Raw genomic sequence first — 23,182 nt, 5'->3', positions numbered from 1 at the left:
GGTTACCGCGCCAGCCAGTCGGACCACTTCTGGATGATCTGTTCCTGGTTCTTCGCCCACCAGGCGTTGTCGATCTTGAGCGCCTGGGCCTGCCGCTCGGGGCCGGTGGTCACGTACTGCGAGGCGAGTTCGTCGAGCCTGGGCTTGGCGTCGGAGTTGATCGGCGAGTAGGAGGTCAGCTCGGTGAGCTTGGTCTGCTGGGTGGCGCCCAGGTAGTAGTTGATCAGCGCCATGGCGGCCTTGGGGTTCTTCGCGCCGACGGGAACGGCGAGGGAGTCGGAGACCGGCAGGAACTGGTTCCACTGCGGCGCGAAGTGGGCGCCGTTCTTGACCGCGGAGTAGGCGCGGCCGGACCACACCATGGCCATGGAGACCTCGCCGGACTCCAGCAGCTGTTGGGAGCGGGCACCGGTGTCCCAGAAGACCAGCGAGGAGCGGACGCTCGTCAGCTTCTTCAGGGACCGGTCGACGTCCAGCGGGTACAGCTCGTCGGGAGCGACCCCGTCGGCGATCAGCGCCGCCTCCAGCGCACCCGGGGCCGCGTCCGACGCGAAGCCGGGTATCGCGCGCTTGCCGGGGTACTTGGCCGTGTCGAGGAAGTCCGCCCAGTCCTTCGGCGGGTTGTCGCCGAACTTCTTCTTGTCGTACATCAGGACCACGCCGTAGCTCATGGCCGGCACGGAGCACTTGCCCTCCATGCCCTTGGGGAGCTTGGAGGTGTCGACGATGTCGCTGTCGAGCGGCATGAACAGCTTGCCGCACTGGCGCTCGGCCCAGAGGGTGTCGGCGTCCACCACGTCCCAGGTGACGTTCTTGGCGTCGACCTGGGCCTTGACCTTGGTGTAGTCGGTGGGGCCGTCGGAGAGCACCTTGGCCCCCGACTTCGTGGCGAACGGCTTGACGGCCGCGGCCTCCTGGCCGTCCTGGTAGATGCCGCCGTAGGAGGCGAAGGTGAGGGTGACGCCGTCGAGCGCGCCCTTCTTGACCTTGCCGGCCACGGCCGGACCGGGGCCCAGGTCGACGTCGGCCGCGGTGGGGGCGGTGCCGGTGCAGCCGGTGAGGGACAGCAGCAGGGCACCGGTGGCAGCGGTACACCCGAGGATGTTGCGGGATATTCCGGGCATTACTGACTCCAAGAAGGGACGGTGAAGGCGCTTGAGGGTGATGAGGGCGCGGACGCGCGGCGACAGGAGCGCGCGGCGACAGGAGCGCGCAGGGCGCGCGCCACGAGAGGGGGGACGGCAGGAAGGCGTGCGAGGCACGCCCCTGGGGAGGGGGCGCGGCGCACCAGGGGGAAGGGAAGTGCGGCGGGTGGGCGGGAGTGCGGTGGGAAGAAGTCAGTCCGGTGTCGGCGGGCTGATGATCCAGAGGATTTCCGCGGGCGTTTCATGACGGTTGGCCACGCGGTGCGGCACCGAGGAGCGGTATTCGATGCTGTCGCCGGCCTCCAGGTCGTGGACGTGGCCGTCGAGTTCGACCCGCACGGCACCACTGATCACCAGGAGGATCTCCTGCGAGTCGCCGTGGGTGTAGGCGTCATCGCCGGTGGAGGCCCCTGGGTCGAACTCGCCCGCGTACACCTCCAGATGACTGAGGGGGCGCTGTGAAATGAGTAATTTGCGACTTCCCGGAGCGGTGTGCAGTATCGGCCGGTCGGCCCGCCGCACCACCCTCGGACCGGGCCTGTTGTCCTGGTCGAACAGGTCGGCCACGGTGACGCCGAGCGCCACGGCGATCCGCCGCAGCATGCCGATGGAGGAGTTCACCTGCCCGCGTTCCAGCTGACTGAGGAACCCGGGGCTGGCCTGGGCTGCCTCCCCCAGGGCGCGCAGCGACATCCGCCGCATCATCCGGTACTCCCGGATGCGGGCCCCCAGAGCCGCGTCGGCAGTGTTGGTGGAGGGGTCCGGCGACGAACGATCAGTCATGAGTGAACACCTGATGCGTCTTCAGCGAACACTTTGTTCGCTGGGGTGATACGGACCGTACGCTGACGTGATCTGCGATACAAGACCCTCCCTGTGCCGTCACCGGAACGTGACCACCGCGTACGGGCTCGTAGTTGGGCTTTGTCAGGTCCTGTGGTGAGCTGCGGGTTGGCCGCATATCGAGCAGGAGCGGGTCCAGGCGGCCAGGACCTTCTGTCATGCGCGGAGGACCGGGTGGAGAGTCAGGCCGGCGCAGGGGCATGTGGGTCGATCCGGAGCAAGGTGCAGAAGGCCTGGGCGAGGGCGGCGTGAGTGACGTGGTGGTGCCGGCCGAGGTGCGTGTTGCGGGAGGGGCCGGCGCGCTCGGGTGCGGCCGGGCGGCGGAGCTCCCGGGGCGCGGGCTGCTCGACGGAGATGCTGCGCCTGTTGGACCTGCCCTGCGCCCGAGTCGCCCGGAGTGTGCCGGGCGTCGGTCACGGTGCGCCGGTCAGAGCCCGGACGCCAGCCGCTGCAGGATCTGGCCGACGGGCTCGGCGGTGGCATGGCGGTACCCGGTGCCGGCCCATAGATTGATCCGTTCAGGATCGTCCGCGGCAGCGGCAGCCTTGCGCATCGGGCTGGTCAGGTGGTGCAGTGCGGGATAGCCGGCCGGGGCGAGGTCGGTGTAGCGGTCGGTGAAGCCATTGCGCAGTGCCCTTGCGGGACGCCCGGTGAAGGCCCGGGTCACCACGGTCCGGCGCCGCACCGGGTCGGCCAGTGCCGCCCGGTGGGGTCGTGAGGTGCCGGCCTCGTCGGCACGCAGCAGGACGGTGCCGACCATGACCGCCGCGGCTCCGGCGCGCAGCGCCCCGGTCGCGTCCGATGGGGTGGCCACTCCGCCCGCAGCGACGAGTGGCAGGGACACTGCCTGGCGCACCTCGCCCAACAGGTCGGTCAGCGGAACGGGCGCCGGAATGTGCTGCGGGGTGAGCGTGCCGGAGTGTCCTCCTGCCGCCGAGGCCTGCACGGCCAGCACATCCACGCCGGCTTCCGCGGCCAGACGGGCCTCCGCAGCCGAGGTGACCGTCTGGACGACCAGGGTCCCAGCGGCGCGCAGTGCGGCGATCACCGCTGCCTCCGGGACGGCGAAGGTGAAGCTGACGACCGGTACCGGGTCGGACAGCAGCAGGTCGATCTTGTCCGACCAGTGATCGTCGTCCTCGACGATTCCCGTTCCCAGGATGTCGATGCCGTAGGTCCGGGCCTCGGGGGCAACGGTCCGCGCGTAGCGGCGGAAGGCCTCCGGGTCGACCGGGACGGGGTTGGGCGCAAACAGATTGACCCCGAAGCCCACGCCGTCGGAGCGGACCTCGGCGATCTGCTCGGCCAGGACGTCGGCGGTCCGGTAGCCGCCGGAAAGAAACCCGAGGCCGTTCGCCCGGGCCGCAGCGGTGACCAGCGCGGGCGTGGTGGGGCCGCCGGCCATCGGCGCGGCGAGAACCGGGGTGCTGACCCCGAGGGCAGCCAGTGGCGAGACCATGATGGGTGTCTTCCTCCTGTGAGGTGGCGATGCCCGTTTTGTCGGGCCTCCCGGCGATCCGAACGCCGGTTGGTCCGCGGGACGGACCCCGGTCCGGCTCCTGACATGTCGTGCGAGGCCGTACGTGTCGCCCGGCCCGGCAAGCAGTTCGCCACCGGGCCCATGGACTTTCGGAGCCGCCCCTGCCCCGCCCGTCGGTCACGACAGCCGCAGATCGAGGTCTGCGGCTGGTCGTGTCAGGCGTCGGCCGGGGCCTGCGCCCTGCGAGCGCCCAGCAGTGCCAGGCAGTTCGTCCAGAGGGCGCTGAGCTGGGAAGTGTTGTTGTAGAGCTTGGCGAACAAGACCTGGCCCTCGAGCTGCGCTACCACGGATCGGGCAGCTTCACGCGTGTCGGTGACGGTGACCTCGCCACGCTCGAGAGCCTCGGTGATGACCGAGTCGACCATCTCGACCTGGGCATCGAAGATCTCCTGCAGATGCTTGCGGACAGCTTCGGTCTGGTTGCTCATCTCCAGGGTGAGATTCCCGAACATGCAGCCCGAAACGGTCCCGCAGCTCTGCTGGCCGGCCCGTTGCTCGGCTTCCGTCTCCTCGAACAGCTGCCGCAGCCGCTGCAGTGGCTCCGCGTCGCTGTTGAGGATGCGGGTCCAGTCGCTCTGCTGGACGGCCCACTGCTCGTCGAGCACGGCCAGCGCGAGAGCCTCCTTGGACTCGAAGAAGTAGTAGAAACTGCCCTTGGGTACCCCGGCCGTCTTGCAGATCTCGGCCACGCCCAGAGCCGAGTAGCCGTGCAGCTCGATGAGCGAGTGCGCAGCGCTGAGGATCTTCTCTTTGGCGTCACTGGTCCGTCCCATGACGCCAGTATATGACCGCTCGACTATACTTTACTAGACCGGTCGACTAGTGAGCGCTATCCTGCCTCTGATGACGACGCCCCGGCCGTGGTCGAGGTCGTCCGGATCCGCCGAGGCCCGCGCGGTTCCGCGCCCGCCGGGCCGGGCGTGCTGAGGGGCTGCACCTGTCGGCAGGGGGGCGTCCGCCGTGGCGTCGTCCCTGGTCGTCGGTGCACTGTGAGGCCATCGGCGGCACGTCACCGCGCAGGCTCCCGTGGCATCCAGGGCGCGCCCACGGTGCGGCCGGTTCGCATTACCGGCCCTGTCGCAGGCGCGCGCCGACCGGTCCGGCCGTCCGCCCGGTCGTGCCCGCCGCGGCGAGCACCGTGAGCCGCGGGAGTGCACCGTCGTCCCCTTCTGTGTGCTCCCGGCACCGCCGAAGTTCCAACAACGTCAGAGAGAGGTATGCACATGAAGGAGTTCCTGGTCGGGCTCACCACCACCGTTCCCGAGGGCACCGACCCGGCCGAGGTCGACCGCCGCCGCGCTGCCGAAGCCGTCCGGGCCGGGGAACTGGCCGCCGCCGGCCACCTGGTCAGGCTGTGGCGCCCGGTGGGTGAACTGCGCAGCATCGGTCTGTGGCGCGCCGCCGACGAGGCCGAGCTGTACGGGAAGGTGCTCGGCACGCTGCCCCTGTGGCCGTGGATGACCGCGGTGGTCACCGCCGTCCAGTCGCACCCCAACGACCCGGGCGGGACCGGCGGCATCGCCTGACCCCGCCACCTCGTCCCAGCGCTCGGCTCCCCGCCGCCCGGTCATGGTCGCGGCGGGGAGCCGCGCCTTGTCGTGCCATGACACGCACCCGTCGAGGTGCGTGTCAGGAAGGAATCGCTGCGGCGCCCCGTCGCGACACCCGTCGGCGCGCTCCGCTCACCCTGCGCGCGCGTGACCCGGGTCGCAGTCGCGCCGGGTCGGGCCACCCCGTGCCGCATTCGGTATCCGCCCCGGGTCGGCAGTTCGTACCGGCTGGCAGCGCTGAGGCCAGGACGGATCGATCGGCCCTGGTGAAGCGCGCGGGCGCCGTCGGAACGGATGGTGCACCCGTGGCGCGCCGCCATCCGCCGTGCCGTGCCCGATGGTGGAGTGGGAGCGGACGGAGCCGACTCGCGACGCCATGTGTACGCCCGCCACCGTCACTCGTGACACCGGCCTTTTGACGATTCTTGACCGGTCATCTACCTTGTAGGTGACCGGTCGGCTAGTGCCGGTACGAGACTCCCCACCCCTTTGAAGAAGGTCATCATGAGCAGTCAGGGTCAGAAGGTCGCGGTCATCACCGGTGCCTCGCAGGGAATCGGCGCCGGCCTGGTCGCCGCCTACCGCAAGCTGGGATACGCCGTCGTCGCCACCTCACGCAACATTCCCCCGTCGCAGGACCCGGAGGTCCTCACCATCCAGGGTGACATCGCCGACCGCACCACCGCCGAGCGCGTCATCGCTGCGGGCGTCGAGAGGTTCGGCCGCATCGACACGCTGGTCAACAATGCCGGGATCTTCATCGCGAAGCCCTTCACCGACTACACCGAGGACGACTACGACGCGGTGCTCGGCGTGAATGTGGACGGCTTCTTCCGGATCACCCAGCTCGCGGTCGAGCGCATGCTCGAGCAGGGGGGCGGTCACGTGGTGCAGATCTCGACCAGCCTGGCCGACCAGGCCGACTCCAAGGTGACCTCCGTACTCGCATCTCTGACCAAGGGCGGCCTGCAGTCCGCCACCAAGGCCCTGGCCATCGAGTACGCCACCCGCGGCATCCGCAGCAACGCCGTCGCCCTGGGCACCATCAAGACCCCCATGCACCCCGAGGAGAACCACGAGTTCCTCGCCGGCCTGCACCCGGTCGGCCGGATGGGTGAGGTGAGCGACATCGTCGACGCGGTGGTCTACCTCGAGAACGCCCCGTTCGTCACCGGCGTCATCCTCCCCGTCGACGGCGGCCAGAGCGCCGGTCACTGAGCCGCAGGCCCCTGCTGCCTGTTCCTCGACCGTGTGGGGGCAGGCCCCGCCCCCGGCAGCTGCGGAGCGTTTCGGGCGCGGCAGGGGGTGGCAGGGCCCGATGTGCCGGCCCGTCGGAGCGGCACACGGGCCGGGTGCCGCACTCGTGGCCAGGCCGGTCCGCACGATCTGCTGCAGGGGCACGTGCCACGCCCCTGCTGCGATCCGGCACCCGCATCGGAGCCATCGACTGCAGAACCGGCACCGGCCGGCGCCGGGCGCGAGGGGGGCACACCCGGCAGACCCCAGCCCGTCGGATTCGGTCGTCACGCTGCGGTGGTCGGGTGTCAGTGCCGAGCCGCCGGACGGTTCTGCCATGCCGGTTCCAGTGCCTGGGTGAACAGCTCGACAGACTGCAGGCCGGCCACGCCGTACTGTCGGTCCCGCATGAAGAACGGCACGCCGCCTGCGCCCAGTTCAGCGGCCTGCCGCTCGTCGGCCCGCACGTCCTCGGCGTATGCGTCGCCGTCGTTGAGCAACTCGCGGACCGCTGCCTCGTACAGCCCCACTTCGACCGCCATGCTCGCCAGGGTCTCCTCGTCGTAGATCGAGCGCTCCTCTGTGAAGTTCACCTGGAAGGCGAGATTCATCAGCTCGGCCTGGAGGTTGCGGGCCTTGGCGAACTGCAGGAGGCGGTGGGGCTCGAAGGTGTTGCCGTGGACGCGTCCGCCAATCCGGAAACCGAGCCCTTCGGCGCGCGCCTCGGACGCGGCGTACTCCTTCCTCGCGATCTGCTGCTCGCGGGTGGGACTCGCTTGGGCGACTCGGGCTTCTCGTGCGGCAACCTGCGAGGACCGACCCGGCGTCGGACTTCACCGGCAGTCCTCGGTGACAGCCCTCGGCGATGCATGGGTGGGGCGTCCGGTGCGCGGGCGGGTCCACCGGCGGCGAACTCCCTGCACACCCGAAGAGCCGGATGTGGCTTCGGGGAGTCGTTGCACCGACGTGGTTGCCCGCAGGGGCCCCCCGGGTCGGTGCGGAGGAAGCGGTGGTTCGGGGCCCCGATGCCGGCGCCGACGCCGGGGCCCGTACCGGTGGACGGTCAGGCGGCCTTGAGCTGTGCGGCGATCTTCACGACGCGTTCGGCCTGGATGCGGGCGGCGGTGCGGGTGGTGTCGTCGACGGGATTGTTGCCCTGGGCGTCCACGTGGGAGGTGCCGTAGGGGTTGCCGTCGACGAACTTGGCCGGGTCGGTGAAGCCGGGGGTGACAGTGATGCCACCGAAGTGGTGGACGGAGTTGTACAGGGCGAGCAGGGTGGATTCCTGGCCGGCGTGAGGGGTGGCCGTGGAGACGAAGCCGCTGTAGACCTTGTCGGCCAGCTTGCCCTGGGCCCACAGGCCGCCGAGAGTGTCGATGAACTGCTTGAGCTGCGAGGAGACGTTGCCGAAGCGGGTGGGGGTGCCGAAGATCACGGCGTCGGCCCACTCGATGTCCTCGGGGGCCGCCACCGGGATGTGGGCGGTGGCCGTGTGGTTGGCGGCCCAGGCGGGGTTGGAGTCGATGGCGGCCTGCGGGGCCAGCTCGGCGGCCTTGAGCAGGCGGACCTCGGCACCGGACTTGATGCCGACGTCGTGCAGTTCCTTGGCGATCTCGGTGATGGTGCCGGTGGAGGAGTAGTAGACGATTGCGAGCTTCACGGGGGTGGCCATGGGGCTCTCCGTTTCGTTGCGGGGTAACTGAAGGAGATGGTCGCCCGGTTTACTAGGTGACCGGTCGCCTATTGAAAAGTAGACGACCGGTCGAGAACTGTCAAAGGTGCGCGGCCTCACGGGGTTGATCACCGCGGGCCGGATCGCGACCTCGGATCGGCCGAGGCGGGAAGTCGCTCGGGGATGTCAGGCGGATGTGGCTCGGCCGACGTACGGGGTCGGCGCTGGGGAGGGTGTGCGGATCGTCACGCGGGGCTTGTGTCGCGGTGCCATTCGGCTTCGACCAGCTCTGGTGCCGGTGTCCCTCGGTACGGCGATGGCTGCATCCGTGCCGGGCATCTCGTGGCCGTCGGCGAGGAATCCGCCGTGACCGGCCGGTTGGTGGAGCGCATCCGGCGGGCGGTAAGGGGACCCGAGGCGTGCGCGGCCGCGACAAGCGGATGCCAACTCGTTGACCTGTCAAGGAGCTTGAGTGGGGGGATGCCCTCCGAAGAGCAGCCGCTGCAACCCCTCGACCCGAACGAGGAAGCGTTCGTGCGTGCGCTGAGCCGGGTACTGCTGACGCTGCCACGTGTCGTCGACGCCGACATGGTGCGCGAAGCGGGGCTGCCGCTTTCCGAATACACGCCTCTGATGCACCTGTCCGAGGCTCCCGGGAAGCTGATGCGGATGAGCGAACTCGCTGCCGCCTGCAACCTCTCCCTCAGCGGAATGACCCGCGTCGTCGTCCGACTTGAGAAGCAAGGCTGGGCCCGACGTGCCAAGTGCACCCAGGACGGACGCGGATGGAACGCCGTACTGACCGATGCCGGGCTTGCCCGCCTGGAACAGGCCTGGCCGACGCATCTTTCCAGTGTGCGACGACACCTCGTCGACCACTTCAGCGGCCAGGACCTCACCCGACTCACAGCCACACTCCGACATGTCGCGACTGCCGACCAGGCGAACCACGGCTGATTCCTGACGTATCCGGCCGGGGCGAAGAGTGTCCGAGGTCCGGGCCGGACCTCGAGACGGCGGGGCGCTGGTCCGCGCCCGGAAAATCCGCCGCGCGACGTGCATCCGAGGTCGCTCACCGCCGCCGAGTCGGCGGATGAGAGCTACGACGCCAAGGCGCTCGCTCGGGTCAACCGTAGGGCGCGTACGCCATCCGCCGTCCCGCAGCTCACCCGGGAGGGACGCCGCATCGAAGCGACTCCGCAGCAGGCGCTGTCCTCGATTGCCCGACGGGCCATCCACGCCCTCAGCGGACCGGAGATGTCGCTGCTCAAGGAGTGCACCAGACCTGAGTGCACACAGATCTACATCGATCGGTCACATGGGGGCCGCCGTGAGTGGTGCGCCATGGACCCGTGCGGAAACAGGGTGAAGGCGGCCGCTTGCCGTGCTCGCAAGAAGGCGAGCATGTCGCGTTCGTCCGCAACAGCTTCGGTTGGCCAATAAGACCGGCCGGCAATTGGGGGGCGGCGTCACGGGGCTGGGGCACGCACCTCGCGGCGTTGTCGTCAATCACCATGGCTCCTTCCCCAAGCTCTCGGCTTCGCTCGAGCAGGGGAGACCCCATCTGGCTCAATCCTCCGCCTTGCGATGCACGCACCCCAGCCCCGCTCCTTCACCCACCCCCCAATTGCCGGTCGGTCTAAGGCGTGAGCGGTGGCGTACGTGCCACTTCTCCTGCGGGCCGGCCTGGACTCCGGCTCCTGTGCCGGAGTCGGATCCGTCGATCGGCAGCACGCGGGCCGACGCGGTCATGCGAGGCTGTCGTTTCGGGTACCGAACCATGCCCGGGCGTACGCTCGGGCCGACGCGCGAGGGTCCTCGGCGGCGCAGATGCCGGAGACGGCGGCGGCTCCCGCCGCCCCTGAATCCCGCAGGTGCGGCAGGTCGGCCGGGGTGACGCCGCCGATGGCCACGGCGGGCAGGTCGCTGAGCCGGGCGAGGCGGGCGAAGCCGGCATGGCCGAGTGGGGCCGGGGCGTCCGCCTTGGTCCGGGTCGCGTGCAGCGCGCCGATGCCGACGTGGTGGACGCGTGCCGGGTCCTCGGCGGCGGCGCGCAGTTGATCGGGGGTAGCCGCACTCAGGCCCAGCACCGCGTGCTCTCCGATCATTTCGCGTACGGCGGCCGGCGGTAGATCCGACTGGCCGACGTGAACCCCCGTCACGCGTGCCCCGGCTGCTCGGGCCGCCAGGTACACGTCCACCCGGTCGTTGACGATCAGCGGCACTCGTTCGGGCAGGACGTCGGCCACCTCCAGAACCGTACGCAGGAACTCCCTCCCGGTGGCGTGCTTCTCCCGGATCTGCACGGCGGTGACGCCTCCGGCCACTGCCAGGGCGACGGTCTCGGCCACGCTCCGGCCGCGGGCCTCGCACTGGGCCGTGTCCGTGACCAGGTAGACCGACAGATCCACCGGTGTGGTGGTCACGAGAGAGCCGCCCGCTCGGCGAGGTCCGCTTCCTCCAGCGCGTCGAGCGCGTCCAGGAACGCGACGGCGAAGCCGCCGGGCCCGGAGGCCTCCTTCGCGGCCAGCTCGGCGGCGACCGTGTACGCGGCGACGGCGGCCACCACCGCGGCGAACCGGTCCTCGTCGACCGCTGCGAAGGCCGCCATCACCGCACCCAGCGCGCAGCCGCCACCTGTCACCCGGGTCAACAGGGCGTCCCCGTTGGCGATCCGGGCGCTGCGAACCCCGTCGGTGACGAAGTCCACGGGACCGGAGACGGCGACCACACAGTCGCTTGTACGGGCCAGCTCGCGTGCAGATTCCTCGGCGGCCTCGACGCCGTGGGAGGAGTCCACGCCGCGTCCGCCGTCGCCCGCGCCCGCGAGCGCGATGATCTCGGACGCGTTGCCCCGGATCACCGTCGGTCGCAGCTCCAGGAGCTCGCGTGCCAGTGCGGTGCGCACCGGCAGCGCGCCGACCGCCACCGGGTCGAGGACCCACGGCGTACCGGCCGACGTCGCTGCCCGCGCGGCCTCGACCATGGCGGAGCGCTGCTCCGCGTGCGGGGTGCCGAGATTGATCAGGACACCCGAGGCGATCCGGGCGAACGGGCCGGCCTCTTCCGGAATGTCGACCATGGCAGGTGAGGCGCCCAGCGCCAGCAGGACGTTGGCGGTGAAGCCCGTGACCACCGAGTTGGTCAGGCACTGAACCAGAGGGGAGTCCGCCCGTACGCGGGCGAGGGACTGCGGGGCGAAGGCAGTGTGATCGGCGGATGTCGGGGGCATGGGGTATCGCTCCGTGGGGGAGGGGAGGGGGTGTTCGGGCGCCGGAGGCCGGAGGCAGATCAGTCCTGCGGGCGGGGGCGCAGCCGCAGCGGCGCGTAGACGGCGAGCGCGACGAGGAACGCCACGTAGTACGAGAGGTCGGCGCCGTGCAGGGCGGCCGCCACCGGGCCCACGTACAGGCTGGTGTCCATGAACGGCACGGCCGCGGCGAAGGCGACGGCGAAGGCCAGCAACGGGGGCCATCCGGACTGCGGCCGGGCGGTCTCGGCGGCGAGGTCGATCGCGGCGCCGCCCCGTGCCCGGGCCCGTGCGAGCCAGTCGACGATGACGATCGCCACGAACCCGGGAATCCAGTAGCCGACGAACAGCAGCACGTTCTGGAAGCGGGCAGTGGTGTCGGCAGCGTGCATCCACAGCACCAGGGGGAAGCCGAGCACGGCGGCGAGGGCGGCGGCCGCCGGGCGCGGGAGGCGCACCCCGACGGTCTGCAGGGCCAAGGAACCGCTGTAGTCGTTCATGGCGTTGCTGCAGAGAGCCGCCAGTGCCACGGCGAGCAGCCCGAACGCACCCAGCGCGCCACCGCCCAGCAGTTTGTCCACACCCGCGGCGGTCTGGTCGGTCAGCACGGACGCGCCCAACAACCCGAGGGCCTGGACCGCCACGAAGGACACCACAAGGCCGAGCAGCGTGAACCAGAACATGCGTGGCCGTGAGGTGGTGCGTGGCAGATACCGGCTGAAGTCGCTGGCGTACGGAGCCCAGGACAGAGTCAGGCTCAGCGCGACGGTACTGGTCAGGACGAACGCGCCGGCCTGGTCGGCGCCGTGGGCGGTGCCCGTGCCGGCCGGGTGGACACCGTCGAGCAACCGCCAGGCGATCAGCGCGAACGCGGCCGCGAGCACGAAGGTCATGACGATCTGAAGCCGGTGGATGGCCTCGTAGCCCAGGACACCGAGGGCGCCTTGGGCCACCATCATGGCCAGGACGCCGAGCCAGAACGGCCAGCCGCACAGCCGCGCGAGCGCGTCCCCGCCGAACAGCCCGATCAGCGCGTCCCAGGCGACCGAGGACAGCCACTGCAGGATGCCGGGTACCGTCACGGCCCGGCCGAAGGCGAGCCGCGCCAGCGGCAGTTGCCCGGCACCGGTCTGGCTCCCCCAGGTGCCCAGGTAGGCGGTGGGCACCGCGCCGAGCACGGTGCCCAGCACGACGGCGGCGAGCGCGGTGGCGAAGTCCAGGCCGAAGGCGATGCCGACAGTGCCGGTGAACACGCCGGTCATGGTCAGGTTGGGAGCGAACCACACGGTGAACAGGCGCCCGGGACCGCCGTAGCGGTTGCTCTCGGGGACCGGCTCGATGCCGTGCGTCTCGACGCGGAGGTCGCCGGGGGCCGCCGGCATCCGCCCGTCGAAGACGGTCTGCCGGCCGTCGGCGGGCAGCCCGCCGGAAACATGCGTCAAAGGCATGGAAGACATCCCTCCGCCAGTACGAACTGGTTCAGGTTCGACGGGTGTGATCTCAGCCCTCGGGTGGGGCACCCCGTGTCCGGTACGACGGACAGACTATCCCCATCCCGTTCATGGCGAGTCTGGTCAACACCCATGGCGAGCCCGAGCGCGTCTGCCGCGACCAACAGGCCACGCCGGTCCGGTGACTTCTTATTGCTCGCGGTCTCGTTCCTCACACCCCCATCGTCCTCATTCTCCGGAGCGGTGCATTCCGAGGGTCAATTGGACGACATGGGGGAGCCAGGCTTTCGGTGAAATTGACCGACGTTGACGTGGGACCGAGCGGTTATACACCATTCCGTCCGTCCGATGGAAGCGAGCGGAAGAAGCGGGCGAAACGCGCCCCATTCGACCGGGCGATTGTCCAGGTATGTCTCTGGGGTTGACGAGGCATCAACAAACTGATTAGAAATCACGCTGCGATGCCCGTGAGCTGATGACTTTCCCGTATCTCGCGGTCACTTCGCACAACTCCAAGCCGGGTGGAAACCTCTGTTCCGGCTCATTCGGCGTGCCCATTGCGCGTACGGCGGGACGGGGGCGTCGATACCGAAAGGTATTGAGGTGAAAGTTCCGTACAGGAGATATCTCTCCTGTCTGATTGTGTCGGCGGTGGCAGGTACGTTACTGCCACAGATTGCGTATGCGGCCCCGGTGTCGTCGGCCAAGGATGACGACAAGGGTGTCGTGGACACCATCGCCGGGTGGTTCTCCGACGATGATCACGAAGAGCCCAAGGCGCCTGTCGGCGGCAAGCTGGAGATACCCAGTCGGCAGAAGCTCCCCAGGGCGAAGAAGCTTCCGAAGCCGGAGCGGGTCAAGGAGCTGACGGAGCGGCGTACGTCGCAGGCGCGGTTCTGGCAGTTGTCGGACGGGCGGGTGGAGGCCGAGCTGTCGGCGGTTCCTCTGTCGTACCGGTCCGGGAAGTCGTGGAAGCCGATCGACACCTCGGTGCGTGCCACGGCGGACAAGGGCTTCGACTTCGCGAACACGGCCAACACCGGACGTACGTGGTTCGGTTCGGACGCGAAGAAGCTGGTGCGTTTCAAGGCTCCGGACGGGCGTTCGGTCACCTTGGGCCTGGAAAGTGCGAAGGCCGGGCTGACGCCGCACGCCAAGGGCGACACCGTCACGTACAAGGACGCGGCTGCCGGTGCCGATCTGCAGTATGTGGTGGGCCGGGGGCAGGTCAAGGAGAACATTGTTCTGGACGCCGCGCCGTCCGGTCCGGTGTCGTACACGTTCACGCTGGACACCGAGGGACTGGTCCCGAAGTCCCGCAAGGACGGGTCGGTCGCGCTGTTCGGTGAGCTGCCGAACACTCCGGTGCTGGTGATTCCGGCGCCGTACATGACCGATGCCAAGAAGGATGCACTGTCGCCGACCGGTGGCACGTACTCGACGAAGGTCCGTCAGAAGCTGAGCCGGGACGGCAAGGGCTGGAAGCTGACGGTCACGCCGGACGCGAAGTGGCTTGCTGCCAAGGGCCGTCAGTACCCGGTGGTGATCGACCCGACGATCACGATCGCGCCGTCGCCGGCGGCTTCGCAGGACACCATGGTGCTGTCGGACCAGCCCGCGGTGAACTTCAACAACACCTGGAAGCTCTCGGCGGGCAAGACCGACACGGGCATCGCACGGTCGCTGGTGAAGTTCCCGCTGACGGAGATCCCGTCGGGGGTCAAGGTCGACTACGCGCGGCTGAACATGTACTTCGACCAGTCGCACACGACGAACGCCAACGATGTCACGATCGAGGCGCACCGGGCGACCGGTGCCTGGGACGAGACCACGGCGACGTGGTCCAACACGTCGGCGCTGGTGGGCGAGCTGTCCGGCACCACCGTTTCGATCGACGACGGTGACACCGGCACAGCCGCGGTCGGTGAGTGGCCCAAGGGCACCACGACCGGTGGCGCCGCGACCAACGACGACTTCGCGTACAACAAGAACACCGCGACCGGTGAGTCGTACACCTGGCAGCCCCAGGTGGCCGAGACCGGGACCTACCGGGTGGATGTGCATTACCCGGCGGCTTCGGATGCGGCGACCGCGGCCCCGTACACAGTGACGTACAACGGCGGCACGAAGAACTACACGGTCAACCAGACCGGCACCGTCGGTACGTGGAAGACTCTGGACACCACCCAGTACGACTTCGCCAAGGGCAACACCGGCAAGATCGTCCTCGGTGACACCGGTTCGTCGACGACGCGGACGCTCGCCGACTCGGTCCGTCTAGTCAACCCCAGCCAGATCGTGAAGAACACTGGTGAGTACAACCAGTGGCACAACTTCCCGGTCACCGACACCGTCCAGAAGTGGGTGTCGGGCACCGCGACGAACCACGGCTTCGTGCTGCAGGCCAAGGACGACACGCTGGCGGCGACGCCGACCGGCGGTCCGCGCTACGAGGCCGGTGACGGCAGCGTCTACGGCGGTGAGACCTCGACCATCCCGAAGCTCACGGTGACGTACGGCAAGGTCGGCACCACGCTGAACTCGCCGACGGTGGTGCACTCCACCGGTCCCGAGCTGTCGTGGCCGAAGTACACCAACGCAACCGGCGACACGAACCTGGACATCGTCGAGTACCAGCTGCACCGCTCCACGCAGCAAGTCTTCACCCCGTCCGCGGCCACCCTGGTCGCACCGGTCGACAAGGCCGCGACCACCTACACGGACACCACCGCTGTACCGACCCCGGACACCAGCTCGGCCGAGATCGGGAAGTCGTACTACTACCAGCTCGCGGTCAAGACCAAGGACGGCCAGCTCCTCGGCTCACCGACCAGAACGGTCGGCATCCCGAAGGCCGGCCGCACCATGAAGATCATCCAGGGCGGTCAGGGAGGTATCACCGACACCACGCTGTCCTCCCAGCAGCCGACCGTCAACCAGGACAAGATCCAGTCCTTCGGCATCGGGCAGACCTGGCTCAGCGTCGGCAACAACTCCACCACCTACGGCAAGACCCGCGCCGCCCTGAAGTTCCCCACCACCGGCATCCCCTCCACCGCCACCGTGCTGGAGAACAAGATGTACATGTGGGGCGCGGAGACCACCACCGGCACCAACGGTGCGATCTACGAACTCCACTCCCTGACCAAGGACTTCGACGAGACCACCGCCACCTGGAACAACGCCAACGCCACCACCGCATGGACCACGGCCGGCGGTGACATGTCGGCCACCGTGTCCGACACCGTCGCCACCGTCAGCGACGTCGGCCGCCACTGGTGGGACGCCACCGCACTCATGCAGTCCTGGGTCAAGACCCCCACCTCCAACAAGGGTGCCGCGGTCAGGCTGAAGGACGAGACCACCACCGGACCCCAGGAACGCACCCTCTTCCTGTCCGGCGAGGCAGCCGACCCCCAGCTGCGGCCGTACATGCAGGTCATCTACGTCGACTCGACCACCGAGGACACGTACTACGCGCCGACCACCCCGGCCCGGATGACCCCGAACTCGCAGTACACCGTCGAGTTCACGGTCACCAACACCACCGCTTCGGCGTGGGCGGCCGGTGAGCGGGTGCTGTCCTACACCTGGAAGCTGCCTGACGGCACGGACGTGACGACCGGCGGCAACCAGCTGTCCACCGCGATCCCGGCGCTGCTGCCGGGAAAGTCGGCCACCATCCAGGCGCAGGTCAAGACCCCCATCAACTCCGATGAGGGCAACAAGCGCCTGAACTACGTGCTGGGCTGGGACGTCAAGAAGGTCGCCGACGGCACCTGGCTGTCCGCCGGGACGGGCGCCATCCCGTCGCTGAAGCAGAACGTCACGGTCGAGGACCCCACCTCCAACACGCTGGGCCTGGAAAAGTTCTACTCCTACACGGGCAAGAACACCGGCGCCGGCTCGACGGTCATGAACAACCTGGCCTCGGGCAACAGCGTCTGGCAATACAACGCCATCAACAACCCGGGCCGCGGGCTCAACACCTTCGCCCGCGTCGCCTACAACAGCCTCGACACGTCGGACACGGTGCTCGGCCACGGCTGGTCGGCGCAGATCTCCGGCCCGACGCGCCTGGGCGCGCCGCTGGACTTCCACCCGAACCCGAACCCGACCGAGGTCAGGCTCCCGGACGGTGACGGCACCACGCACACCTTCCGCTGGGACGCCACCAACAGCGTGTGGAAGGCACCGGCCGGTGTCCACTACAAGCTGACGATGAAGGCCGGCCTGGACTGCAAGCCCACCAAGGATCCGGTCCCGGACGCCTGGACACTGACCCGTCCGGACGGGACACGGTTCGTGTTCGGCTGCGACGGCTACATGACCTCTGCCGTCGACAACGACGGCAACACGCAGACGTACACGTACGAGGAGCGGAAGTCCAACAACAAGCCGACCAAGTTCCTCAAGTACGTCACCGACCCGGCCGGCCGCAAGTCGCTCACGATCGACTACTACGGCAAGGGTGACGCCACCTACGAGTACATCAACGACTCGGGCGTCAAGGTCTCCGGCACCAGCCTGACCAATTCCAAGATCTACGACCACGTGAAGTCCATGACGGACATCTCGGGCCGGAAGATCTCCTTCTACTACACCGACAAGGGCCTGCTCGGGCAGATCGGGGACGGCGAGGCGTCCTCCCAGCCCAAGGTGTTCAAGTTCACCTACGACGCCACGCAGGGGAACAAGAACGTCAAGCTGGTCAAGGCCACCGACCCGCGCGGCAACAACACGCAGTTCGCGTACTACGCCCCGCAGACCGGCGACGACCCGAAGTACCACTGGTGGACCAAGACGATCACCGACCGTCTGGCCTTCACCACCGGCTTCGCGTACAAGGCGAACACGGCGAACACCAAGTTCACCGACACCAAGGTGACGGACGCCGAGAGCCACGCCACGGACTATGTGACGGACGATTTCTTCCGTCCGGTCCAGATCACCGACGCCAAGTCCCAGACCACCAAGATGTCCTGGGACGCGGACAACAACGTCACCTACATGGAGGCGGCGAACGGGGCCAAGGCCGCGTCCTGCTACGACTCCAAGACCGGCTACCCGCTGCGCCAGTGGGACCCGGAGACCACCAAGTCGTGGTCGTCGTTCAACCCGACCGACTACTGCGACCCGGCCAAGTACCCGGCCGGCGCGACCAAGCTCGAGTACCAGACCCGCCTCGACGGCTACTCCGCCGACCTGTGGCGGAAGACCAGCCCGCTGGGCAACGTCTGGGAGTTCGGCTACGACTCCTTCGGTAACCAGACCTCGGTCACGGACCCGGAGGGTGTCGCCTCGGCGACGGCGGGCGACTACCAGTCGACCACCGCGTACGACGCCTACGGCCAGCCGCTGACGGACACCGACGCCAACGGCCACACCACCACCTACGCGGACTACGGCCCGCACGGGTACCCGGCGACGATCAAGGACGCACTGAACAACCCCACGACCTTCGTCTACGACGAGCGCGGCAACACCAAGGAGGTCGTCAACGCCAAGGGCGCCAAGGTCACTCAGGACTACGACTACTTCGGCCGCCCGCAGGAGCAGAAGCAGCCCAAGGAAGCCGGCGTCTACATCACCACGCCGGCACCGGTCTACGACGCCAACAACAACACGCTGAAGGCGTTCGGACCGAACGGCGCCGAGACCTCCTCCGTGTACGACGCGGCGGACCAGGTCACCGACTCCCTCGCCCCGAAGGACGAGGCGACCGACCCCGAGCGGCGCACGACCACCACGTACGACAAGGTCGGCAACGTCAAGACCGTCACCGAGCCGAAGGGCAACCTGACGCCGACGGTCGGCGACTACACCACCTCGTACACCCTGGACGAGATCTACCAGCCCGTCTCGGTGGTCAACGCGCGGGGCGACAAGGTCTCCAGCACCTACGACAGTGTCGGCAACGTCATCACGGTCGTCGACCCGAAGAAGAACGCCACCCCCGACACGTCCGACTTCACCACGAAGTACGACTACGACCTGGACAACCGGGTCGTGAAGACGACGGACGCCGCGGGCAAGTTCACAGAAGTCCACTACGACCTCGACAGCCGCACCGACAAGGCGACGGACGCCGAGGGCAACACCTCCGAGACCACCTTCGACCGGCGTGGCCTGACCAAGGAGGTCAAGGTCCCGTACTCGAAGGACGGCTCGGGCGTCATCACGCACCGGACCACCCAGTTCGAGTACGACGAGGTCGGCAACCAGACGAAGGAGATCAGCCCGCGAGGTGTCGAGACGACGTCGGATGCCACCGACTTCACCTCGGAGACCGTGTACGACGAGCTGAACCGGGTCAAGGAGACGCTGTCCCCGTTCAAGCAGGGCGACGCCAATTACGGCAGCCCGGACCGGACGAGCTACTCGTACGACTCGGTCGGCCAGCTGGCCGAGGTCTCGGCCCCGCCGTCGCAGGGCCAGACGGTCCGCAACACGACCAAGTACGACTACTACGACAACGGCTGGACCAAGTCGGCCACGGACCCCTTCGACATCACCACGGCGTATGACTACAACACGCTGGGTCAGCAGACCAGGAACACGCTGACCTCGGCCGGTGGCTCGTCGCAGCGGACGATGACGTGGGACTTCTACCCGTCCGGCAACCAGAAGGCCCGCTCCGACGACGGTGTTCCGGTCGGCAAGCAGGTCGTGGTCGTCGACTCGACGGACATCCACAACACGGCCGCACAGGGCAACTGGGACGCCTCCCAGGCCATGGGCCAGTGGGGCTACGACGTCCGTACGAACGCCAAGGGCACCGGCACCGAGTCCTTCACGTGGCAGCTGAACATCCCGCAGGACGGTACGTACGAGGTCTTCGTCCGGCACGGTGACGTGACTGGCGCGGCCACCGACGCCCCGTTCAAGATCACGAACTCGACGGGCGAGGTGACCAAGACGGTCAACCAGTCCACCGGGTCGGGTACGTGGGTCTCACTGGGTTCGTACTCCTTCACCGAGTCGGGCACCCAGAAGGTCACCCTGACCGATGCCGCCAACGGCACGGTGGTCGCCGATGGCATCAAGTTGGTGCGTTCCAACGCGGGCGAGAGTGACAACGAGAAGAAGGATTTCACCTACAAGTACGACGCCAACGGGCTGCTGTCGGAGGTCAAGGACCTCTCGCCGGGCGCGAAGGCGGACGCGTACGCGATGGCCTACGACGAGCTGAACCAGCTGTCGAAGGTCGAGGAGAAGCTGGGCAGCACGGTCAAGAACACGACCTCGCTGACCTATGACGTCAACGGCAACCCGCTGGAGACCACGCACGATGTGACGTGGTCGAAGGCTGAGTACGACGTCCGCGACATGATCAACAAGATCACGAACGCGGACACGCCGACGGCGGGCAACCAGCAGATCACCACCCTCACCTACACCGACCGCGGTCAGCCGCTGAAGCAGACGAAGCCGAACGGGAACACCGTCGACTACGCGTACTGGCTCAACGGTGCGGTCAAGTCGCAGGTGGAGAAGAAGTCCGGCGGCACGGTCGTCGCTTCGCACGACCTGGAGTACGACCCGAACGGGAACCGCTCCAAGGACACGGCGAAGGTGATGAACGCCGACAACACGGCGGACTACCTGGACACCGTCTCGACGTTCGACTACGACCCGCAGGACCGTATCGCCAAGGTCACCAAGACCGGTCATGGTGCGGGCACGGAGGAGTACGTCTACGACGGCAACTCCAACGTCGTCGAGCAGAAGTCGGGCGGGGTGACGTCGACGTCGACGTACGACCGCAACCGTCTGCTGAAGACGTCCGCGGGCGGTGTCGCCTCGACGTACAACTACGACCCGCTGGGCCGTCTGGACACGGTCTCGTCGAACGGGTCGGTGCAGGAGAAGTACTCGTACGACGGTTTCGACCGGATCGCCAAGCACACGGCGGGTACGGGAGCGTCGGCGAAGTCGACGTCGTACGTGTACGACGCGTTCGACCGCACGGCGTCGGAGACCACGTCCGGCACGTCGGGGAAGACCACGGCCTTCACCTACCTGGGCATGGAGTCCAAGGTGCTGCGGGAGGAGGTCGCCGGCAAGGCGACCAAGTCCTACCAGTACAGCCCGTGGGGTCAGAAGCTGACCCAGATCAAGCACAAGGACACCGGTCCCCACGAGTACTCGCAGTACCTCTACCACCCCAAGGGTGATGTGGAGGCGGTCACGAAGGAGGACGGCAACACCCGGGCCACCTACGGTTACACGGCCTACGGCTCGGACGACGACGCGCAGTTCACCGGCGCGGACAAGCCCGACGCACAGAATCCGGACAAGGAGCAGTACAACGACTACCGCTACAACGCGCAGCGGTACGACGACGGCTCCGGCACGTACGACATGGGCTTCCGCAACTACAGCCCGGGTCTGAACCGGTTCCTGACAAGGGACATGTACGGCGGCGCGATGGACGACATGTCCCTGGCCACCGACCCGTACACCGGCAACCGCTACGCCTTCGCCGGCGGCAATCCCATCTCCTTTGTGGAGCTGGACGGCCACCTCTTCGGCATCGACATCTCGCTCTCGGACGTCGGCCACGCGGCGCTCGACGTGGCGGGCATGGTCCCGGTGATCGGCGAGGCCGCCGACGTCGCCAACGGCATCTGGTACATGGCCGAGGGCAACTACGTCGACGGTGCGATGTCCATGGCCGCGGCGATTCCGGGTGCGGGCAACGCGGTCACGGCGGCGAAGTGGGCCAAGAAGGGCGCCAAGGCCGTCGACGCGGTCAAGAGTGCTGCAAAGTCCGGCGGTAAGAAGGTCGCAGGCAAGGCCAAGGCGGGCGTCGACAAGGCCAAGCAGACAGTCAGCAAGGGCACCGGGAAACACCGCGCACCCAAGAGCAAGAAGGGTGGCGCCTGCAAGAAGAAGAACAGTTTCGTCCCCGGCACCAAGGTGCTAATGGCCGACGGGTCCACGAAGAACATCGAGGACCTGAAGGAGGGCGAGTACGTCCTGGCCTCCGACCCGGAGACCGGCGACCTGCAGGCCCGCAAGATCACCGACACCCGTAACCACAGCGGTGTCAAGCACCTGATCACCCTCACCGTCGACCCCGACGGCAAGGACGGCGACGCCAAGCCCGAGACCATCACCGCTACGGACGAGCACCCCTTCTGGCTGCCCGACTTCGGCAAGTGGGTGAACGCGGAGGAGCTCGAGCCCGGCATGTGGCTCCAGACCTCCGCCGGAACTTGGGCGCAGGTCACCGCGGTTGACGACAGTCACCGCACCCAGCGCGTCCACAACCTCACCGTCGACGGCGTCCACACGTACTATGTGCAGGCTGGCGACACGCCGGTACTGGTCCACAACTGCGGTGAAACCCTCGACCGGGCTAAGGAGCTCTACACCCAGCGGGCCGACCCCAACTCGACGGTCGCCGTGGCGCGAGTCCGCAAGGCAGGGGACCCGAACGCGAAGTCCCAGACATGGGTGGCCACGGAGCGCACCGGGCTCCCGGATGAGTGGAACCCGCACCTCGGGGGTGTCTCACCCGGCCGGAGCGGAGAGCGGTACGTTCATGGAACGGGACACGCCGAGGACACCTTGATGGGAGCGATGCAACGGGAAGGCTACGACCTGCTGGAAATGGCCTCGTCCACCAACATGTGCTCGGCGTGCTACGGGCGAGCCACATCGGCGCCGTTCAACATGGAGCGCAGTGCCATTGGTGCCCGGCCCTCGTCTGCGGGGTACACGCCATGGCGTCTCGTTGTTCGGCCGGAGGACAACTGGTGAGTCCGATTCCTGAGTGGCGTGCACTGGACACCCGCGAGAAGGCCACGGCCTTCGGGCTGCTCTGCTCCGCACGCCTGAGCGCTGTGGCGACCCTGGGCGACTTCCCCTGCGTCGCGGAGCTAGGTGCCTTCGTGCGGGAGTGGGGTGACAGCGTTGATGTGCAGGATCGCTATGGTCCCGTGCTCGCCGCCTACTCACGCCGGTTTCTGGTCCGCGACGACGTCAGCTCCCCGGACTACTACAGGAGCCTCGCTGTCGACATCGCCCTCATGGCGGTGCGCGACAGCAAGGAGAGTCCCACGGACAACGCCCAGAGGCTTATGTTCATGGCCACCGGAGCGTGGGCCGAGCTCGACGTCCTGTCGGCCGACCAGAATTCGGCCGGACGTGAGTGGGAGGCCTCCTGCCAGGCATCTGATGCGTCCGCTCTGACGGCGGCATCGGATGTTCGGACGGTTTATCGCCACGCCTTGGCGCAGTACCGGGCCGAGTATGCCCAGCGCGCACGGTACTTCAGTGCCGTGCCGCAGTCGTCACCCCCTCGGTAGGCGTTGTTCTCCAAGGCGAGTTCAGGAATGAGGGCGGGGGAGCCTGATCCCACTGGGTGGGATCAGGCTCCCCCGCCCACGCATCGACGCTCAATCACCCGTTCTGGCTGCCTGATTACGGCAAGTGGGCCGAAGCGGGTGACCCTGAAGCCGGGGATGTGGCTGCAGACGCGCGGCCG

Annotated in this window: 15 protein-coding genes and 1 riboswitch; of the genes, 6 read left to right on the top strand and 9 right to left on the bottom strand. The window is 68.1% G+C overall.

Annotation, left to right across the window (positions count from 1 at the left end; genetic code table 11):
- Window positions 1-2 precede the first annotated feature (2 nt).
- The 4 genes from OG395_RS12585 to OG395_RS12570 all read right to left on the bottom strand — a co-directional run bounded on the left by OG395_RS12585 (window position 3) and on the right by OG395_RS12570 (window position 4,301).
- The gene (locus tag OG395_RS12585) at window positions 3-1,124 is read right to left on the bottom strand and encodes an ABC transporter substrate-binding protein (protein WP_327242983.1); all 1,122 of its coding nucleotides are present in this window, start codon (window positions 1,122-1,124) and stop codon (window positions 3-5) included.
- A gap of 213 nt (window positions 1,125-1,337) precedes the next feature.
- Window positions 1,338-1,928: a helix-turn-helix domain-containing protein gene (locus tag OG395_RS12580; RefSeq protein WP_327242982.1), complete on the bottom strand. Its 591-nt coding sequence runs from the start codon at window positions 1,926-1,928 to the stop codon at window positions 1,338-1,340.
- Window positions 1,929-2,415: 487 nt separating this feature from the next.
- Window positions 2,416-3,447 (bottom strand): nitronate monooxygenase, encoded by a 1,032-nt coding sequence (locus OG395_RS12575; protein ID WP_327242981.1) that lies wholly within the window; start codon window positions 3,445-3,447, stop codon window positions 2,416-2,418.
- 236 nt (window positions 3,448-3,683) lie between these two features.
- The gene (locus tag OG395_RS12570) at window positions 3,684-4,301 is read right to left on the bottom strand and encodes a TetR/AcrR family transcriptional regulator (protein ID WP_327242980.1); all 618 of its coding nucleotides are present in this window, start codon (window positions 4,299-4,301) and stop codon (window positions 3,684-3,686) included.
- Between the two features lie 450 nt (window positions 4,302-4,751).
- Here OG395_RS12570 and OG395_RS12565 point away from each other — a divergent pair, with 450 nt between their 5' ends.
- Together OG395_RS12565 and OG395_RS12560 are read left to right on the top strand one after the other, a co-directional pair.
- On the top strand, window positions 4,752-5,054 hold the full coding sequence (locus OG395_RS12565) for a muconolactone Delta-isomerase family protein (protein ID WP_327242979.1): 303 nt from the start codon (window positions 4,752-4,754) through the stop codon (window positions 5,052-5,054).
- Window positions 5,055-5,582: 528 nt separating this feature from the next.
- The gene (locus OG395_RS12560) at window positions 5,583-6,296 is read left to right on the top strand and encodes an SDR family NAD(P)-dependent oxidoreductase (RefSeq protein WP_327242978.1); all 714 of its coding nucleotides are present in this window, start codon (window positions 5,583-5,585) and stop codon (window positions 6,294-6,296) included.
- A gap of 326 nt (window positions 6,297-6,622) precedes the next feature.
- On the opposite strand, the gene OG395_RS12555 is transcribed toward OG395_RS12560, so the two are convergent.
- Together OG395_RS12555 and wrbA are read right to left on the bottom strand one after the other, a co-directional pair.
- Complete coding sequence (locus OG395_RS12555; RefSeq protein ID WP_327249321.1) at window positions 6,623-7,066, bottom strand: DsbA family protein; 444 nt, start codon at window positions 7,064-7,066, stop codon at window positions 6,623-6,625.
- 311 nt (window positions 7,067-7,377) lie between these two features.
- Window positions 7,378-7,986 (bottom strand): NAD(P)H:quinone oxidoreductase, encoded by a 609-nt coding sequence (gene wrbA / locus OG395_RS12550; RefSeq protein WP_327242977.1) that lies wholly within the window; start codon window positions 7,984-7,986, stop codon window positions 7,378-7,380.
- 480 nt (window positions 7,987-8,466) lie between these two features.
- Between wrbA and OG395_RS12545 the strand changes: the two genes are divergently transcribed.
- Both OG395_RS12545 and OG395_RS12540 read left to right on the top strand, forming a co-directional pair.
- A complete protein-coding gene (locus tag OG395_RS12545) occupies window positions 8,467-8,943 on the top strand; it encodes a MarR family winged helix-turn-helix transcriptional regulator (RefSeq protein WP_327242976.1) in 477 nt (158 codons plus the stop codon).
- 99 nt (window positions 8,944-9,042) lie between these two features.
- Window positions 9,043-9,429 (top strand): CGNR zinc finger domain-containing protein, encoded by a 387-nt coding sequence (locus tag OG395_RS12540; protein ID WP_327242975.1) that lies wholly within the window; start codon window positions 9,043-9,045, stop codon window positions 9,427-9,429.
- Window positions 9,430-9,734: 305 nt separating this feature from the next.
- Here the strand turns inward: OG395_RS12540 and thiE are convergent, their stop codons facing one another.
- The 3 genes from thiE to OG395_RS12525 all read right to left on the bottom strand — a co-directional run bounded on the left by thiE (window position 9,735) and on the right by OG395_RS12525 (window position 12,684).
- Window positions 9,735-10,412, bottom strand: a complete 678-nt coding sequence (gene thiE / locus OG395_RS12535) for a thiamine phosphate synthase (RefSeq protein ID WP_327242974.1) — start codon at window positions 10,410-10,412, stop codon at window positions 9,735-9,737.
- Window positions 10,409-11,218, bottom strand: a complete 810-nt coding sequence (gene thiM, locus OG395_RS12530) for a hydroxyethylthiazole kinase (RefSeq protein ID WP_327242973.1) — start codon at window positions 11,216-11,218, stop codon at window positions 10,409-10,411. The genes thiE and thiM overlap by 4 nt, the downstream gene beginning before the upstream one ends.
- A gap of 59 nt (window positions 11,219-11,277) precedes the next feature.
- Window positions 11,278-12,684 (bottom strand): purine-cytosine permease family protein, encoded by a 1,407-nt coding sequence (locus tag OG395_RS12525; RefSeq protein WP_327242972.1) that lies wholly within the window; start codon window positions 12,682-12,684, stop codon window positions 11,278-11,280.
- Window positions 12,676-12,770, bottom strand: a riboswitch (TPP riboswitch). (Overlaps the previous gene by 9 nt.)
- A gap of 610 nt (window positions 12,771-13,380) precedes the next feature.
- Between OG395_RS12525 and OG395_RS12520 the strand changes: the two genes are divergently transcribed.
- Together OG395_RS12520 and OG395_RS12515 are read left to right on the top strand one after the other, a co-directional pair.
- Window positions 13,381-22,455, top strand: a complete 9,075-nt coding sequence (locus OG395_RS12520; protein ID WP_327242971.1) for a golvesin C-terminal-like domain-containing protein — start codon at window positions 13,381-13,383, stop codon at window positions 22,453-22,455.
- A complete protein-coding gene (locus OG395_RS12515; RefSeq protein WP_327242970.1) occupies window positions 22,452-23,003 on the top strand; it encodes a hypothetical protein in 552 nt (183 codons plus the stop codon). Before OG395_RS12520 ends, OG395_RS12515 begins: the two co-directional genes overlap by 4 nt.
- Window positions 23,004-23,182: the final 179 nt, after the last annotated feature.

It is taken from the genome of Streptomyces sp. NBC_01320, from assembly GCF_035974375.1.
Taxonomy (GTDB): domain Bacteria; phylum Actinomycetota; class Actinomycetes; order Streptomycetales; family Streptomycetaceae; genus Streptomyces; species Streptomyces yanii.
The sequence above is the reverse complement of the archived record's forward strand: the minus strand, read 5'-3'. Positions and strand labels throughout refer to the sequence as shown.